Annotated in this window: 14 protein-coding genes; 3 read left to right on the forward strand and 11 right to left on the reverse strand. The window is 44.8% G+C overall.

All coding sequences use genetic code 11. The features are described 5' to 3' along the window. Positions 1-9: 9 nt before the first annotated feature. From K0I73_RS10820 to K0I73_RS10830, 3 genes are all read right to left on the reverse strand, one after another. The gene (locus tag K0I73_RS10820; RefSeq protein WP_220061146.1) at positions 10-663 is read right to left on the reverse strand and encodes a nucleotidyltransferase family protein; all 654 of its coding nucleotides are present in this window, start codon (positions 661-663) and stop codon (positions 10-12) included. Next, a complete protein-coding gene (locus tag K0I73_RS10825) occupies positions 660-1,697 on the reverse strand; it encodes an XdhC family protein (RefSeq protein ID WP_220061147.1) in 1,038 nt (345 codons plus the stop codon). The genes K0I73_RS10820 and K0I73_RS10825 overlap by 4 nt, the downstream gene beginning before the upstream one ends. Before the next feature lie 176 nt (positions 1,698-1,873). Continuing rightward, a complete protein-coding gene (locus tag K0I73_RS10830; protein ID WP_220061148.1) occupies positions 1,874-2,518 on the reverse strand; it encodes an MBL fold metallo-hydrolase in 645 nt (214 codons plus the stop codon). A 175-nt stretch (positions 2,519-2,693) separates the two neighbouring features. On the opposite strand from K0I73_RS10830, the gene K0I73_RS10835 reads away from it, so the two are divergent. Continuing rightward, positions 2,694-3,983 (forward strand): alpha/beta fold hydrolase, encoded by a 1,290-nt coding sequence (locus tag K0I73_RS10835; RefSeq protein WP_220061149.1) that lies wholly within the window; start codon positions 2,694-2,696, stop codon positions 3,981-3,983. Between the two features lie 184 nt (positions 3,984-4,167). Then, positions 4,168-4,362, forward strand: a complete 195-nt coding sequence (locus tag K0I73_RS10840; RefSeq protein ID WP_220061150.1) for a DUF4250 domain-containing protein — start codon at positions 4,168-4,170, stop codon at positions 4,360-4,362. 373 nt (positions 4,363-4,735) lie between these two features. On the opposite strand, the gene K0I73_RS10845 is transcribed toward K0I73_RS10840, so the two are convergent. Next, positions 4,736-6,685, reverse strand: a complete 1,950-nt coding sequence (locus K0I73_RS10845; protein ID WP_220061151.1) for a DNA topoisomerase III — start codon at positions 6,683-6,685, stop codon at positions 4,736-4,738. 203 nt (positions 6,686-6,888) lie between these two features. Here K0I73_RS10845 and K0I73_RS10850 point away from each other — a divergent pair, with 203 nt between their 5' ends. Then, positions 6,889-7,152 carry a hypothetical protein gene (locus K0I73_RS10850; protein ID WP_220061152.1) on the forward strand — a complete coding sequence of 88 codons (264 nt, stop codon included), beginning with the start codon at positions 6,889-6,891 and terminating at the stop codon, positions 7,150-7,152. A 326-nt stretch (positions 7,153-7,478) separates the two neighbouring features. Here the strand turns inward: K0I73_RS10850 and K0I73_RS10855 are convergent, their stop codons facing one another. The 7 genes from K0I73_RS10855 to K0I73_RS10885 all read right to left on the reverse strand — a co-directional run bounded on the left by K0I73_RS10855 (position 7,479) and on the right by K0I73_RS10885 (position 17,843). Continuing rightward, positions 7,479-9,596, reverse strand: coding sequence for a methyl-accepting chemotaxis protein (locus K0I73_RS10855; RefSeq protein ID WP_220061153.1), 2,118 nt, complete (start codon positions 9,594-9,596; stop codon positions 7,479-7,481). 209 nt (positions 9,597-9,805) lie between these two features. Further along, complete coding sequence (gene purF / locus K0I73_RS10860; protein ID WP_220061154.1) at positions 9,806-11,320, reverse strand: amidophosphoribosyltransferase; 1,515 nt, start codon at positions 11,318-11,320, stop codon at positions 9,806-9,808. Between the two features lie 101 nt (positions 11,321-11,421). Next, the gene (locus K0I73_RS10865; RefSeq protein WP_220061155.1) at positions 11,422-11,910 is read right to left on the reverse strand and encodes a CvpA family protein; all 489 of its coding nucleotides are present in this window, start codon (positions 11,908-11,910) and stop codon (positions 11,422-11,424) included. Between the two features lie 326 nt (positions 11,911-12,236). After that, on the reverse strand, positions 12,237-12,860 hold the full coding sequence (locus tag K0I73_RS10870; RefSeq protein ID WP_220061156.1) for an SPOR domain-containing protein: 624 nt from the start codon (positions 12,858-12,860) through the stop codon (positions 12,237-12,239). Between the two features lie 6 nt (positions 12,861-12,866). Beyond that, positions 12,867-14,120, reverse strand: a complete 1,254-nt coding sequence (folC, locus tag K0I73_RS10875; RefSeq protein ID WP_220061157.1) for a bifunctional tetrahydrofolate synthase/dihydrofolate synthase — start codon at positions 14,118-14,120, stop codon at positions 12,867-12,869. 91 nt (positions 14,121-14,211) lie between these two features. Next, positions 14,212-14,997, reverse strand: a complete 786-nt coding sequence (truA, locus tag K0I73_RS10880) for a tRNA pseudouridine(38-40) synthase TruA (RefSeq protein ID WP_220061158.1) — start codon at positions 14,995-14,997, stop codon at positions 14,212-14,214. Positions 14,998-15,155: 158 nt separating this feature from the next. Then, a complete protein-coding gene (locus K0I73_RS10885; RefSeq protein WP_220061159.1) occupies positions 15,156-17,843 on the reverse strand; it encodes a FimV/HubP family polar landmark protein in 2,688 nt (895 codons plus the stop codon). Positions 17,844-17,947: the final 104 nt, after the last annotated feature.

Raw genomic sequence — 17,947 nt, forward strand, 5'->3', positions numbered from 1 at the left:
GCTTAGTTTTTAGATCTCATCAGAGTTGAGAAAACGCTCAAGTTCCTCCGGGGTATCGATATCGACTTCGCCCCTAGGTATAAACGCAGCGATGATTTTCCCCTCCTGATAACGCTGCTTGAGTAACGGCTTAGCGCCTCTATCCCCCTTTAAGCTTAATAAGTCATCAAAATCATCTTGATGGAATATAGCAGGCACGCCTAAAGAGTGCCCATAATAAGCACAAACCCGAGTATCGGACTGTGTTTGAGCTAAATATAGTGTGAGATAATCATCGACTGTTAACGCCAACTGATCCCCTAGTGCGATCATTAAGGATGATGCTTGCTGACGCTGAGCAAACTTGGCCGCAGCGCTAATAGAACAGCCTATCCCTCGTTGCCAATCGGGATTAATAATAAATTCTGCATTAGCGGGTAAACATGAAGTGACTTTCTCTAAATGACCACCAACGACAACGATTAAACGAGCACCGACGCGCCGAGCAACAAGCAGCAAACGAGCGTAAACCTCGCCAATTAAGGTCGATTCATTACAAGAACCAAGCCGTTCTCCCAAATCAAACTTTGTCTTGTGGAGTCGCTGAGCCAACTTTGCGTCGCCAAACCGTCGGCTCTCGCCTGCTGCCAACAACGCAATGATGTTAACACTAGGCTTATTCACCTCATCACCTCTTTGAGTGCGCCCAGCTTAGCTCCATGCAGTATCCCATGACACTCAGATAAAATACTCAATGCGATGGACTGCGGCAATTCACCGCCCAAGGCTAAACCAGCGGGCGCAGAGAAAAACGGAGTGATATCGGAGAGTTGTAATTGAGCTAACGCCAACACCTTGTCACGTCGATGACCTGGGCCTAATAAGGCTAAGTAAGCCATATCACCGCTATTTTGCTGTACTAAAGAGAGGGCTTTGGCATCAAGTGTAAGATTATGCTGCATGATAATAGCGGCATCTAAGCCTTGCCAGAAGTCATCCTCAAGACTCTCTAGTGGCTGCCTGAACACCCTCGCCCCAACAAAGTCATGTGCGCGAGCATAGCTAGTTCGTTCATCCACGACATCAACTTGCCAGCCGAGTTCTTGACTAATTCGACTTACAGGCTGCGCATCCAATCCGCCACCCAATATGGCAATGCGATATCGACGCCTAAGCGGGATGATTAATGACGGACAATCAGTTTGATGAATTCCTGCCGTTGTAAAGTCACTCAAACGCAGCTTGCTCACCACGTTATCAGCATCGGACTGCTGACAAAACACCGCACTTTGAATAACTTCCTGAGGCGCGCTTTGCTGGCAAAGGCTCAGTTGATAAAAACAGTGACTTGAATGCTTTAATGCCTCACATAACGCAGCAAAATGCAGATGATGATTTTCTTTACACAGCGGAACCAACATCAGCTTAACGATTCCACCACAGCCGAGTTGATAACTGGCATCCGACTCATCGCTGGCATCATAACATACAGAGATAGCCTTACCTGTCTGCAACGCCTTCTGGCCATGGCGTCTCAAATCGGCTTCTAAACAACCACCACTCACTAAGCCAATACTCTTGCCCATGGAATGAATAAGCATCATGGCGCCCACCTTGCGGTAAGCAGATCCTTTGACATCGGTGATCACGGCCAGCACCCATTCATCATTGGGGGCGGCCATCCAGGCAGAGAGGAGGTCTTCTATATGATGTGACATATCCGTGTGCTTTATATCCAAGTTAACTCTATGTTAAGTCACTAACCTAACAAAGCTTAGCAAAGGAAAACAACTCAAATACGTTGCAAAAGGTGTCAAACGGGCAGGAAAAATGAATCAAGGCATTTAGCGCGCAAATTCTACGCGCCAAATGTCTGGTCATTTAGCGATTGAAACTAACTAAACAATTGATCGGCGACAAACGGATTTTGCTCCCGTTCAATACCAAAGCTTGAAATGGGTCCATGACCGGGAATAAAGTTAACATCACGACCCAGCGGCCAGAGAACCTGAGTGATAGAAGCAATCAAATCGGTATGGCTAGACAGAGGAAAGTCAGTTCGTCCAATCGAGCCTTTAAATATTACATCTCCCACCCATGCCAATTTATCATTTTCACTGTAAAAAACGATATGTCCTGGAGTATGTCCGGGGCAATGTAACACTTGAAGACTCTGCTCTCCCACGGTAACAATGTCACCCGCTTGCAAATACTGATGTGGCGTAAAGGGCGCGACGGGTAAAAAGCCAAAATGTTTACTCTGATCTGCCAAAGAGTTGAGCCAAAACTCATCATCTTTATGAGGCCCAATAATAGGGACATTTGTGGCTTCGCTCAGTAATTTAGCACCACCAACATGATCGATATGACCGTGAGTTAACAAAATTTTCTCAATTGTTAATCCCTGATTATCAAGCTGCTGTTGAATGCGCTTTATATCCCCACCAGGATCAACAACAGCCGCAAGCTTAGTCTTCTCGCACCAAATAATACTGCAGTTCTGCTGAAAAGGCGTGACTGGCACAATTTGATATTTCATCTTCTACTTCCGGTTTTTACAGGCTTGCCATAGGTTACGATAAGCCGAGTCATTTCACTAACGACTCTTACAAAAATATTGATCTAGGATAACCTATCCTGAGCAATATTTTTTGTATACAATCTGGCAAAAGAAAGTCGCCAAAACAATAAAAACCAACCGCAAAAGGTTTCAAATGATCAACTCTCAGACGCTATCAGGCATCCAAGCCATCAAACACACCTTTGTTCTGCCTTTAGACCACGCACTTCCTCAAGGTGAAAAAATAACCGTCTTTGCTCGCGAGTTAGTCTCACCTGAAAATGCCAATAACGAACTTCCTTATTTAGTCTTCTTCCAAGGTGGACCAGGATTTGGCGCCGTTAGGCCTGCGGCAAATAGTGGCTGGATAAAACGCGCCTTACGAGAGTTTCGTGTACTACTCCTAGATCAGCGTGGTACTGGACTTTCATCACCGATTAACTACGTATCACTCAGTCATTTAGATTCTGCTCAGCAAGCAGAGTATTTAAGCCACTTCCGCGCCGATAGCATAATTAAAGATGCCGAAGCCATTCGTCAGCAATTAACAGGCGGGCGCAAATGGAGCATTCTAGGCCAGAGTTTTGGTGGTTTCTGCGTCCTGAAATACCTTAACGATGCTCCCCAAGGCCTGCAAGAAGCCTATATCACTGGCGGTATTCCATCACTCACTCGCCCCGCGGATGAAGTCTACCAAGCCACCTACAAACGCGTCTTGGCTAAGAATCAAGATTTCTTTAGTCGTTTTTCCGATGCGCAGCAACTCGTTAAACAACTTGCCCGCTATATCCGCGAAAATGAGGTGCGGATCGCGACAGGTGAACGCCTGACCGTCGAAATGCTACAACTGCTTGGCATTAACATTGGAATGGAACAGGGACCCGAATCTGTCTACTACTTGCTAGAACAAGCGTTAGTAGAAACCGAACAGGGCACACAGATCAACCCCTTATTCTTAGGCCATTTCTGTCAACTTTTAGACTTTAATACCAACCCTATTTTTGCCTTGCTGCACGAGAGTATCTATTGCCAACAAAATGGTTCCCAATGGGCAGCGCAAAGAGTACGTAACCAATATGATGAGTTTAATTATGACGAACATAAGCCCTTCTTGTTCACAGGCGAAATGGTCTATCCTTGGTTTTTTGATCAATTTACCAACTTAAAACCACTAAAACACGCCGCTCATCTTATCGCTGAGAACACTGACTGGCCAATGCTTTACGATGTGAACAAATTAAATAAAAATCAAGTACCTGTCGCTGCCGCAATTTATAGCGAAGATATGTTTGTCGAGATGCGCTACAGCCTTGAAACCGCTACTCAGGTAAACAATCTCAAATACTGGCTCACATCAGAATATGAGCACAACGGTATCCGGATGGATGGTGAACATATTTTAGATAAACTTATCGCTCTTAATCGTGGTGAGATATTGAGATAAGTTTATCTCCTGGCCTAATTGATAGCGGTGAGATTCTGCGCCCATCAATAATGCCTGCCAGTAAAAGCATCGAGTACGGCAAGTTGACTCGCTATCTCGATGCCATCTTAACAATCAAATATTGGAAACACTCACGGATCTGCGCTAAACCTAAATGAAATAGTGATTACCTAGGGTAAATTTAATGGATTACCAACTCACTCGATTGAGCGGCGATATCCTCGTAGGCATAGTCAATGAGCAGCTTCGCCTAAACTGTAATGATAGGCAGGCACTGTTTTATCAACTCGATATTCCAAGCAAAGTATTAGAACAGAAACTCAGTGCAGCAGGATTTCGATATGATCCGTTAAGCAATCAATATCGAGACATAAAATAGCCTAGTTGTCGGTTAAAATCCCCCCACACGCTTTGATGCTGCATCTCAATATAACAGTCAAAAAAGTGGTTAACGGATCACACTGATTATTAACTTTAATCATTTATACCAATCAGTATAAGAAAGTGATCTACTCAGCGTGTTTTTTGGCAACTAATTCAAGGCGAATGGACGATGGAATGGTTGCTCCCTTGTGAGGCCATTCAACGCAGAAGTAGGAAGCCAAAAACACGCCTAACAGGCGAGTTTTAGCGCTTTCGATGCTGTGTTAACGAGTTTGACCGTAGAACAACTATGCTCTTCACTCGTTGCCTTGCCTCATAAGCGCTAAATTCTCGCTGAGCGATCATATCTTTATACTGATTGGTATTAGCTATTTTTTTGTCGATTTAGTCACCTTCTTCTTTTGCGAATAGCGACGCTTCTTAAATTGCCCTTGTGGTGCCTTAATCCCTTGCAATGAGGTGGGCAGCTGAGATCCCGCTTGGATAATCAACTCGCCTAATGACTCGATTAATGGCTGCATAAAACTCTGATATTTAGCTTCCTTACGACAAATGGCATCTAAATGACTCTCCCATAACGCAGTCATATCAGGCGTCGTCGCCGATTCGGGCAAACTATTAATCAGCCCCTTGCCTACCTCCGTCGACACGATAGCTTTATCTTGACGAACTAAGAAACCTCGTTTGAACAACAGCTCGATGATGCCAGCTCGAGTGGCCTCAGTGCCTAAGCCATCGGTATCTTTAAGGATCTTACGAATATCAGGATTAGAAACGTAACGGTTAATGCCCGTCATCGCGGCAAGCAAGGTCGCATCGGTAAACGCTTTTGGCGGCTGAGTATGCTTCTCAAGCAATTCACCTTGACCCGAGTGCAAGGTTTGCCCCTCTATCAGTCGTGGAAGCAACTGTAAATCGTCGCTGTCATTATCTCTTTGTGAAGGCTTGTTAGCTGATTTAGGAAACAGCTGTTTCCAGCCTAGAGACTTCTCCTGCTTAGCTTTGGTCTTAAATCGTCCCTTTTCTATTTCAATTTCCACTTCGGTTTCATGGTACCGATATACAGGATAAAACTGCGCGAGGTATTGCCTGGCGACATGCAGATAGATCTGTTTCTCAGCTTGGGTTAAACCCGATAAGTTTGCCACCTTTTCGGTGGGAACGATGGCATGGTGTGCATCCACTTTTTTGTCATTCCATGCCTTAGATTTTATCTTAGGATCGGGGCTATCAATACCTTCGACTAATTCACTCGCCCCTTTTAACACCGCAGCAATAACACTTGGGGCAAGCACAAACTGCTCCTTAGGAAGGTATCGGCTATCCGACCTAGGATAGGTAATTAACTTATGTTTTTCATAGAGTGACTGGCACGTATCGAGCACAGCCTTTGCGCTCATACTAAATCGCTTCGCCGCATCAATCTGCAGCGCCGAAAGACTATAGGGTAAAGGTGGGCTTTGTTGTTTATCGCTGCTTTGAAGTGATGTCACCTGAGCGCTTTTATCTGTGATCCGTCCAACCACGTTCAGGGCTAATCCTCTAGACAAAACTCGCCCATCTTCGTCCATGTAGGGGCGACATGCATCACTGGGCAGCCATTTCGCTTTGAATGTTTCTTGCTTATCGGTGTAAAGATTTGCAAGCACTTCATAGAAAGGTTTGCTAACAAAGCCAGCAATTGCCTCATCACGACGCACCACAAGTCCCAGCAGTGGTGTCTGTACCCGACCAACAGATAACACGCCTTGGTAACCCACCTTGCGACCTTGCAAGGTATAGGCGCGAGTCATATTCATGCCGTAAAGCCAATCAGCCCTTGACCGCGCTAATGCCGATGTCGATAACGGGATAAATTCACGGTTAGATCTAAGTTGCCCCAAGGCTCGCTTCACCGCTGGCGGATTTAAGTCGCTCACCAACAAGCGCCGAGTTTGATTAAGTTTATTACCTTTAACGCCAAGATGAGCGATGACTTCATCGACGAGCAACTGTCCCTCACGATCGGGATCTCCAGCGTTGACCAGCTGAGTCGCCTGCTTCACTAAGCCTCGCAATACCGTCAACTGGCTGCGAGTTTTTGGTTTAGGTTTCATCTTCCACTCTTGTGGAACGATGGGCAAGTGTTCAAACTTCCATGATTTGAACGCGGCATCATAGCTGTCTGGCTCAGCTTGCTCTAACAAGTGACCAATACACCAAGAAACGCAATCGCCATTTGCAGCCGTAATAAACCCCTCCCCCTTTTTCAATGGTTTAGGTAATACATCGGCAATAGCCCTGCCTAGACTCGGTTTCTCTGCGATATATAAAATCATAACCCAACAAATACTGTATAAATTAACAGTAACTTTAACTCAGCAAAGTGAATGGCGCAAACTCAAAATACTTTTGCTGCTTACAACACGTACTTTGTAAATTCAATTGAGAATGATTCTCATCTAAAGCTAATATCTTTAGTTAATACCTTTAGTTAATATCTATCGTTGATATAGTCACAACCCATTTTGGGAGTCTAAAAATGAATACCATCACAGCGACTAACAATCGATTGGACCAAGTGCTCATCTATCAATTTTTGTTAGTAGCAGCCGTACTTTTATTAGTAGCGCCGCTCGCTACAAAAGGCGCTGCGCCAGAGATAGAATTGATGTTTAGCCTACAAATCATACTGACGAGCATAGCTACTTTAGTCGCCATTTTTATTAAGCAAGCGATTAACCGCACCTCCATCTCGATACTTTTTGGCATTTGGTTACTCGTTTGGGTGACGCATTTGTCCTAGTTCTGATTGGTCAGTTAATAATGAGGTCCTAAATATCCTAAGGTCAAGGCTCGCACTGCCACTGATAGACAGCTCATCTTTGATTGAATTACCCCCAAAAGCCCATAGAGTGACTCATTAAGTGAGCGGGTGAAAGCACAGACCTCAAAGAGACATAGCTCGAAGGTAAACATAAGATTGAAGTTGAAACTCTAAGGTAGTAGTAAAAATCATTGAAATAGAAGCAATATAAGAAAAAGAATTAACGGTAAAAAAAAACTGTGATTTAAAAAATCATTGATGACCAAGACGCAATTAATGCTCTTGGCCACCAAAGTAAACTCGGATTAGGTTTTCAGCTTACCTAACTGTTGATGTTGCTGGGCAACTAAATCGGCGAGGCTCATACTACTTTGCTGCGCTTCATCTGCCAGACGCGCTAACTCTGAAGCAGAGTCAGAGATCCCGGTAATGTTCCGGTTGACCTCTTCGGTGACAGCACTTTGCTCCTCCGCTGCTGTCGCAATGTGGGTAACCTGACTAGAGACCTCTTCGATTTGACTCACAATAGTGTTAAGTGAATTTAAAGCCGACTCAGTTTGCTCTACCGCACGCTGCGCGCCATTTACACCTTGGTCAATGATGTTTGAGGCACTGTTAACCTCTTTTTGTAATGACTCAATTAGCTTACTAATCTCATCGGTCGAGCTTTGAGTTTTCGATGCCAACGCCCTAACCTCGTCAGCCACCACCGCAAAGCCTCGTCCTTGCTCACCAGCACGCGCCGCTTCAATTGCAGCATTTAAAGCCAGCAAATTAGTTTGTTCGGCAATCGCACTGATCACTTCTAAAATTTTACTGATGTTGGTACTGCTATCTGCGACCTTACTGACCGCTTCTTTCGCCAACAATGATTCCTGAGACATATTGGTCACAAAATCCATCGCCTTGCTCAAGCTATCCTCGCCCGCTTTAACATTCGCCGTCATGGCTTCTGTTTCTGCTGCGGTTTGCTCGGATGCTTTGGCGACCTCAAGGGCTGTAGCACTCATCTCATTAACGGCCGTGACCACGCTTTCTATCTCACTGTACTGACGGTTTACACTGTCTCGAGTCTGCTGCGCAATACCCGCCGCGGTTTGGCTTTCATCTTGCGAACGAGAAGCTAACTCTTTGAGTTCACTGATTAACAGCCTTAACTTAGTAATGAAGCCATTAATACCACCGCCCAGCGCAATAAGTTCGGCATGGGACTCAACCGTTATAGATTGAGTTAAATCACCCTCGGCACTTGCTAAGTTCTCTACTCGGCTTTGAATCACCTTCAAGGGCGCAATAATGGAGCGGATCACTAGACTAATCGTTATCACTGCAATGACAGACACGATACTGCCGACAATCAGCAATAAACTACCAAGAGAACTGGCCATCGCAGACATTGCATTGTCCATCTCTAGCGCCGCCTTATAAGCATCGGCTTTATTTACTTCTATGACTAACGACCACTGAGCACCTGCTACGGCAATATCGATAGGATAAGCCACAACAATATTATCTGCTTGCTCTAAATATCCGCCATTGTTGTTTAGCTTTTGATACTGAGATGCGAGATTGGGATCAATTGATTCTGACAAGGGCCGAGCTTTCTTATCATAATGACTGGCCGCTACCACTAAGCCTTTTTGGCTAAGTAAGGTCACTTTTGCTTTACCTTGATAAAGGCTGTTTGAAAGCTCATCGATCAGCTTTTGAAATATCGGTAAATTAAGGTCGACGCCAATAAGCCCCCTAAACTGGTTATCCACTACCACAGGTACGGTTAACGATGTCATTAACTCGTTATTTCCAGGGGTTATTTCATATAAATAGGGTTCCATTAAGCAAGGCTTTTTCGTATCCTTTGCACACAGATACCACTCCGCTTCTCGAATACCAAACTCATTTAATGTGGCAACATACTTTTCAGCCGCATCATCCACTTGTTGATGCTCTACGGTGCCATCGCTGTTACGCGTGTAATAGATCTCTAATGTTCCAGCACCGGCAACGCTATGTGGAGAATCAATGGTAAATTCACTGTCGCGTCCATCGTAACCATTAGGTTCGAACTGCGCGTACATTGATGATATTTGGCTGTTTTTTCGCAGTACTCCCGCAACAGCTATCTGAACGCTTTCTCTAGGGAGTGGCGCATCTTTTGACGTCGTCTCAACCATACCGGCAAAAGAATAGGGAATTCGATAGGCTTCATTAATAAATCCTGCGACCTGCTCACCATACTCCCCTGCTTTTGCACTTAAGCGTTGCTGAATTTCTTGCTGCAGTGTCTGTTGAACTTGATCCGCGAGTTGCTCATTTTTATCGCTTAATGACCACCATAAACTGAATGACAAAATAGCAACAATAATCAAAAACAGCGCAGAAGTGATCCACAGTAATTTGGTACTAATGGACAGTTGCTTCATTGAGTTCTCCTAAGTATATCGACAATGTTAACCTTTCGTTAAATAACTATAGTATAAAAGTCGGATTCGCAGTGTAGATCACTAAAGGGATCAGCTGTTTATATATGGCATTTTGGGACATAAAAAAACCGACTTACTCGAAGTCGGCTTTTTCAAGAGAACTAATCTAAACATGATGTAAGGTTAGTTTTGCACGAAATAAAGAGGTCCTATGGATGACAAACGTTATGCATCTCTAAGTTCATCCCTATATCCTTGATGCGATTTGCTTTGGCATCATCGTTACGTAACTGTGTCAAATGATCTAAATAAGCCTGATCGACATCGTTGGTAATGTACTTACCATCGAAGACAGAGGTTTCAAAACGCTTAATTTCTGGATTTTGCTGACGGACCGCTTCGATAAGATCATTAAGATCTTGGAAAATAATCCCGTCGGCACCAATGAGCTTACAGATCTCTTCCGCGTCACGACCGTGAGCTATTAACTCACTAGTGGTGGGCATATCGATACCATAGACATTAGGGAAGCGAATTTCAGGTGCGGCTGAGGCAAAATAAACCTTCTTGGCACCAGCCTCGCGAGCCATCTCGATGATCTGCTCTGATGTCGTTCCACGAACGATAGAATCGTCGACAAGAAGTACATTTTTACCCTTAAACTCAGCATCAATCGCGTTAAGTTTACGACGTACCGATTTCTTACGCTCCTGTTGACCAGGCATGATAAAAGTACGGCCAATATAACGATTTTTCACAAACCCTTGGCGATATGGCAAATCCATATTACGCGCGATTTCCAATGCGATATCACATGATGTTTCCGGAATAGGAATAACCACATCGATATCATGATCCTCCCATTCCTTCTTGATCTTCTCACCTAGCATAACGCCCATGTTCACTCGACTGCCATAGACTGACACTTTATCGATAGTCGAGTCTGGACGAGCAAAATAAACGTATTCAAAAATACAAGGAGAATAGCTAGGAGATGCCGCGCACTGACGCGTATATAGCTGACCGTCAAGAGAGATATAAATAGCTTCGCCAGGTGCTACGTCACGAACCGTCTCAAAACCAACGGCGTCGAGTGCGACGCTTTCAGAGGCTACCATATATTCGGTGCCCTGCTCAGTCTCATGTTTACCTAGTACTAACGGACGAATACCGAACGGATCTCTAAAGGCCACTAAACCTTGGCCAATGATCATAGCCGCTACGGCGTAGGCTCCCCGAGTCAGCTTATGTACATTGCTGATTGCCTCAAACACCTCATCGGCAGTCAGGAACTGGCTTTGGGTATGTTGTAACTCATCAGCCAACAGGTTAAGCAAGACTTCAGAATCTGAGGTGGTGTTAACGTGACGACGTTGCTTAAGTAAGCGCTCATGCAGCTCAACGGTATTAGTTAAATTACCGTTATGGGCGAGTGAGATACCAAATGGGGAATTAACGTAAAAAGGTTGTGCTTCTGACGCACTAGAGCTACCCGCAGTTGGATAACGCACATGGCCGATACCTGCATTACCTTGTAAACGTTGCATATGCTTAGGCTCAAATACGTCTTTTACCAGACCATTAGCCTTACGCAATCTAAATGCATTACCATCGACAGTTACAATCCCTGCGGCATCTTGACCACGGTGTTGTAATACGGTTAGTGCATCATAAATTGTCTGATTAACCGATGTCCGGCCAACTATTCCGACGATACCACACATGGGTAGGTTTCCTCATTTTAAGATGTTCTGATAATAATTATTATTGTTGATATTACACTCGGCAATAACCCTAGTGCTCATCAAATATGCTCTAGGCATTGTTATATTTTGGGTACAAAGCTTGAGGTGTTTTCCACGTAGTCAAAAAACCACTGAATAACCACTCCAAATTCTGGGACAAGCTGCGAACTATGCCACCAATCGGTCTTGGGTGCTCCGGTAAAAGCATCCATAAAAAACAGTATCGCGCTGACAATGAGGGCGCCTCTTAAGGCACCAAAACATAGACCTAACACCCGATCGGTGCCAGATAAGCCTGTTTTAGCCACTAATTGACTGATGAGATAATTGACTAGCGCCCCAAGGATCAAGGTAGAAATAAACAGTATTGCAATAGCGACACCGTTACGAACAAATTCATCTTGCATCTGGGTGAGATAAACGGCGAGATCTTGATAGAACTGACTCGCGACGAAAAAAGCTGCAAACCATACCACAAGTGACATAGCTTCTTTAACGAAACCACGGAGCAAACTAATTAAAGTTGATATTCCGATGACAGCGATAATGGCGTAATCGATCCAAACCATTGAATAAGGTGATCCAGCATTAGCATTAAGACGGCGCGATCTTACCAGAGACGGAAGACATTCTCACCCCCTAGTCTCATTTAAAATCAATTAAGTTTATTCTGAATTATGGACACTGAATTTGTATATTGGACTAATACCAATCAGCAGAACGCAGTAATCGCCTCAGTGTTTGTTTTAGCCGCCAATTCAACGCAAAAGGATGAAGGAACGCTTGCTCCCTTGTGAGGCCATTAAACGCAGAAGTTGGCAGGAACCGTAAGTAAACAGTAACAAAAAGGCCTTATATATACTGATTCAGGCCTTAGTTTTAACAGGGTGTTTCTCTAATCTACAGGATTAAAGCTCACCACGGCAGATTTCAGCCCCGTTAATTTATCGATCTCTTTTTGCAGCTTCTGCAATTTAGACATAGACACATCTGGACCCACAAAGACTTTCGTTAACTCACCATCTTTAGGCGTTTTAGGTAGGGTGTATGCTCTAAAACCTTTGCTTCTAAGACGTTTTACTAAGGCATTTACATTGGCCGCATTTTTAAAGCTGCCTAACTGCAAGGTATAAGCCGAACTCGGCACTATGGCTTCTACTGCCGCGTTATCAGCGTCATCGACCGTCTTCGATGCTTCAACCTCTTTAACCGTTTGCTCTGGCGCTGAAATCGAATCATTGTTGCTGCCCGACTCTTCTTCAGAAACAAACTGAGATTCCGCATTGGAAAGATCAATAGTCTCAAATTCAGCGCTAGTATCAAACGAACTATCGATACTGGGGCGCAATGGGATCTCTGCAAACTGCTCCTCTTGATGCTGTTTTTTGCCATCAAGAATATCGGGAAGAAAAATTACGCCTAACGCCACCAACACAATCACTCCAACGAGACGATTCTGAAACTGGCTTGATAACTTTTGACTAGATAATTTTGTTCGTTTGACTTCGACTTCGTCCACGTTGATTCACCCAAGATTTAGATTTTTAAACTCTGCCACAGTGTAAAAGGAGCCAAACACAATTACCATATCCCCATCGCAGATATTATTTGTTAACGCTCGATAAGCTAAGGCTATCGATTCAAATGGATAGCCGATACTTCCTTGTGGCAGGCAAGCGACTAACCGCTCAGCGCTAGCGCTTCGCTCACAATCCAGATCGGAAAAATACCAGGTATCGACAACCTCATCTAATGTCGATATTACCGTCTGATAGTCTTTATCTTTCAACATACCACAAAGGGCCACCACTCGGCGGCCAGAGTAAGCCCCTAGGCGCTGCTTTAAGTAACGCGCGGCATGGGGATTATGGGCAACATCGAGCAGTATCAATGGCTCGTCAGAAAACCGCTCTAAGCGACCAGTCAATTTAGCTTGCAAGAGCCCTTGCTGAACAACATCCTGTGAAATCGAGGGGATCAGCAGCTCAACAACCGCCAGTGCGGTTGCCGCATTCGGCAGCGGCAACTGCGGGACGGGTAAGCCTGATAGTGACAGCGATGCACCGTTAAAATCCCAACTGTCACCATGCAGTGTATAATCAAAAGCCTCACCGACCACCGATAATTGCGCGCCAGTATCATTTGCGACTTCGATAACTGACGGCGGAAGATCGCTATCTCCCACAATAGCAGGACGGCCCGATCTAAAAATACCCGCCTTTTCTCTCCCGACGAGTTCACGTGTATCCCCCAAATACTCCTGATGGTCTATATCGATGGATGTCACCACACTGATGTCGGCATCGATAATATTAGTGGCGTCAAGGCGGCCACCTAAACCCACTTCAAGCAGTACGATATCCAGCTTTGATTGTTTAAAAATCATTAACCCCGCTAACGTCGCGTACTCAAAAAAGGTCAGAGATATCTGGCCGCGTGCCTGGTCTATTGCACAAAACGCATCAATTAAGGCTTGGTCACTGGCATTCGTACCCGCGACTCGTACTCGCTCATTATACTTGAGCATATGGGGTGAGCTATAGACACCGACCCTATAACCTGCCAGAGTCATGATCTGCTCTATCATGGCACAGGTTGTTCCCTTGCCATTGGTACCGCCCACAGTAATGACTTTGGTATTACCAAGATCGGTCAACCCCATCGATTTCGCCACAGATGACACACGGTCTAAACCCATATCAATATCTGTGGGGTGAATAGACATCAAGTGATCAAGCCAAGTTGTTAAACTAGATTGATGATTAGGTACAGTTTGCATAAAACACTCTTACAGGTGGTAAAAAGCGATGGTGTAATGATTAAAGATCATAAAAAATAAGACAATGTCAGCGGCTTACCCAAGATAATAGTTAGTCCAACATAAATAGTGGACCAAGAGCTAATTTAGGTAACTGATAAGATTCTGGATAAGTCACATCCACCAAATATAATCCATTAGGTTTGGCAGTGGCAGCGGCTTGCGTTCGGTCTTTAACAGCCAACAAATCCTTAATCCAACTCATCTCTTGGCGACCGTAACCCACTTCTAGCAGCGAACCGACAATATTACGAACCATATGATGTAAAAATGCATTAGCCTTAATGTCGACACAAATATACATCCCCTGACGGGTCACATTGACTTCATGAACACAACGAAAAGGCGTATTCGACTGACATTGAATCGCTCTAAAGCTGGTGAAATCCTGTTCACCGAGAAGGTACTGCGCCGCTTGATGCATCTTGCGCTCGTCTATGTCACCTGGATAATGGCTCACCCCTGAGCGCAAAATGCCAGGTCTAAGCTGATGGTTATAGATCATGTAGCGATAGCGGCGCGCCGTGGCACTAAAGCGGGCATGGAATTCATCATCAACCTCTTTCGCCCACCGAACGGCTATATCATCAGGTAAATTAACATTCACACCTAAGGTCCAGGCACTCTCTTTGCGTATCGCATTCGTTTCAAAGTGCACCACTTGACCAGTTGCATGCACCCCGGCATCGGTTCGCCCCGCGCATTGAATGGCAATAGGTTCGTTGGCCACTTTAGAAAGCGCCTTTTCTAGTTGGGCTTGAACCGAGTCAACTTCGGCCTGACGTTGCCACCCAAAATAACGACTACCATCATATTCAATACCTAATGCAACGCGCATGTAATACAAACCCTTATTTTAAAAAACTCATTTTGAGCGCGAGATTTTAGCATATCGCAGCCCTGATCATGACAACTAAGTCAGCAAAAAACCGCTCAAATTGCGCTATATTGAGTAAAAAAAACGGCGCCGAAGCGCCGTATCGATAAACAGAAGGGTTATAACTCTTTAAGCAGCCCTAGTGCTTCCTCTTGTTGACGGTCATTACCGTCTAATTCAACCTCTTTTAGCAATGCTTTGGCACTATCGATATCATCAATTTCGATATAGGCACGAGCCAAATCTAATTTTGCATTCACTGCATTCTCTTCGTCATCCACATCGACCATAGATGCATTGCTCATTAGATCATCCAACTCACCCATATCAACATCGAGTTCTTTATATTGATCGACATCGGTATCTTCTTCATCGGCTTCATTTAAAAGACGATCGATATCAATGAAACCGTTATCTTGCTGGAATGCACTAAGATCATGCTCATTAACAGTGCGAGCAGGCTTCTTTTTCGACTCTGCAGCATCTAATGCGGCCAAGGCTTCATCGACTGTTAAGCTATCATCATCTTCAATATCCAGTGATAACTCATCATCTAAGTCGTCAGTTTCCTTAGTATCATCGAGATCTGAATCTGCAAGAGCGCTATCCCAATCTAGACTATGCTCGTCAGTACGCTTATGACCTTTTAGATCATTGAAAAAACCAGACTCGGCTTTGTCTTCTTTTTTATCAACAGCTTCAAGGTCTGCAAGCAATGCATCGAGTGCGACATCGTCAGATGAACCTTCAAGGTTAACTTCTGCAATAATCTCTTCAAGCTCAGAGTTTGCCGCATCATCGATAGCAAAAGATTCAAATTCAAGCGCTGGCTTAGCCTCGGTGGTGTTGTCTGTTACTAGCGGCTCTACATCACTATCGGCTTCACCACTTTCGCTACTCGTCATAACGTCGTCGTTATTATCGCTATCGTCAACTCCACGACTGTCACCATGCTCTTTTGCGACGTCCGCTGCAGACAACTCATCTTCCGGTGCGATATCTGCTGTCGGTTCTGTCGCTAATCCAGCAAGTAACTCATCGATATCATCAACAGCTGGAGATTCATTGTCATCAGACTCTAATTCAGCCGCAATTTGCGCTGCTACATCGTCACTGTTGTCAACATTAGGCTCGGTAACTTCTTCAATCAACGCATCTTCTGATTGTGCAGCTTGAGTCGATGTATCAAATTCGGCGAGTAGACTATCTAAATCCGCCTCATCAACCTCTGCATCAACGGCATCTAACTCTGCGGCAATAGCCTCGGTTAAATCAACACTTTCATCGCTTGTTTGCTCTTCTGCCCCCATTTGAGGCAAATCAAACTCAGCTAACAGCGCATCCAAATCTTCCTCTTCAACTTGGGGCTCTGGATCTTCTGTTTCGGCTGGCAAATCGAAATCGGTCATCATGGCGTCGAAATCAGTTTCTTCTGCCGGCGTAGTCTGCTCCTCATCTAACGAAGCCATCAAGTCATCTAAATCATTAGCCTCATCGCTCGGTGATTTGGGGGCGTCTAAATCGGCAAGTAATGAATCAAGATCATCTTCTTGTGAGCTCTCTGCTGAATTTAGCTCCTCATCTTGCTCACCCATGGCTTCGGCCCACAGATCGTCTAGCGACTGGCCTTCTTCCTCTTCAAATGAATCCTTTTGTTGACTGTCCCCCGTATCAACAAACACATCATCAACCATATCTAGCTTATCTGAATCATCTGACAGATCGGCCTCAGGTTTTAGCTCACTGGTATCGACGCTCATTAAAGAGTCTAATGAATCGGATTCATCATCGGTATCAAGATGAACAGCAATCATCTCTTCTTCTGTAGGGGCACTAGCGCCAAGATCGGGTGTTGGATTCGTTTCAGGTGCCAGCGCTTTGCTATCTTCAACGCCCGCACCCTCTGCAGAGTGACTGCGGCGCTTAAGCGCAAGCCAAACAATGGCCAGAAGTAGAATTGCAGGAATAGCGACCGCAAACGCTAGATATAATGGGCTATTCATTAGCGTACGCCAGTAATCACTCGGCGCTTCTTCCGTAGCAGGTTGAGTCGCCGTCGTTAGCTGCTCACGTAACAACTTAGCCTCATTTGACAGTTCGGCATTCTGCTCCTTTTGTACTAACAGTGCTTCTTCAAGTTCAGTGATGCGCCCATTTAACTCATCAATCTTGCCTTGTAACATATCAGAGTCATTTGACCCCAAATTTAACTTATCTTGTGCTCGCGCTAATTCATCGGTTAACGACAAGTTGCGCGCTTGCTGTGCTTCTAACTTGACAGTTAACTCTTCCAGCTGTTTTTGAGTTTCAACACCGACAAGAACTGGCGCGTTATCAACCTTTGCTGGCGGTTGGTTCGTGGTGGCTTGCTCGGCTTTTGTGGGAGTCTCTTTCTCTGCTGCGGCAACATTCTTAGCTTGTTGCCAGCCTTTATCATTACGCTGAGCTTGCTGCTTTGCAAGACTATTGGGGATCGCCGCCATCACCTCTTTAGAGGGAATAAGCAATATCATGCCCCTCTCAAGACTATTGTAATTATCACTGGTAAAGGCGTGTGGATTGGCATCATAAATAGCTGCCATCACTTGATAAATAGTGACACTGGCATCGGGTCTCATTTTCTGAGCGATACTCCAGAAGGTATCGGCTGAAGTCGTCGGCCCATACTGGCGCAACGTTTGACGACTTTCGCCATCTGGTCCTGTAATTTTAAGCGGCTCAGCCGCAGATAAAATTCCCGATGTTGATGCAAGGATCACGAGTGCGCTGGCTAAGAGACCAACAAGATGCGATGTGCGAAAGTTCATCAATTCTTCCCTTTCAAGCGGTGTAATGCTGCCATTTGACAGCATGCTTTAGGCAATTGTATTTATTGAGATTACTATAAACTAGAATTTACCGCCCTGCTACT

The sequence above is a fragment of the Shewanella mesophila genome (assembly GCF_019457515.1).
In the GTDB taxonomy this organism is placed as follows: domain Bacteria; phylum Pseudomonadota; class Gammaproteobacteria; order Enterobacterales; family Shewanellaceae; genus Shewanella; species Shewanella mesophila.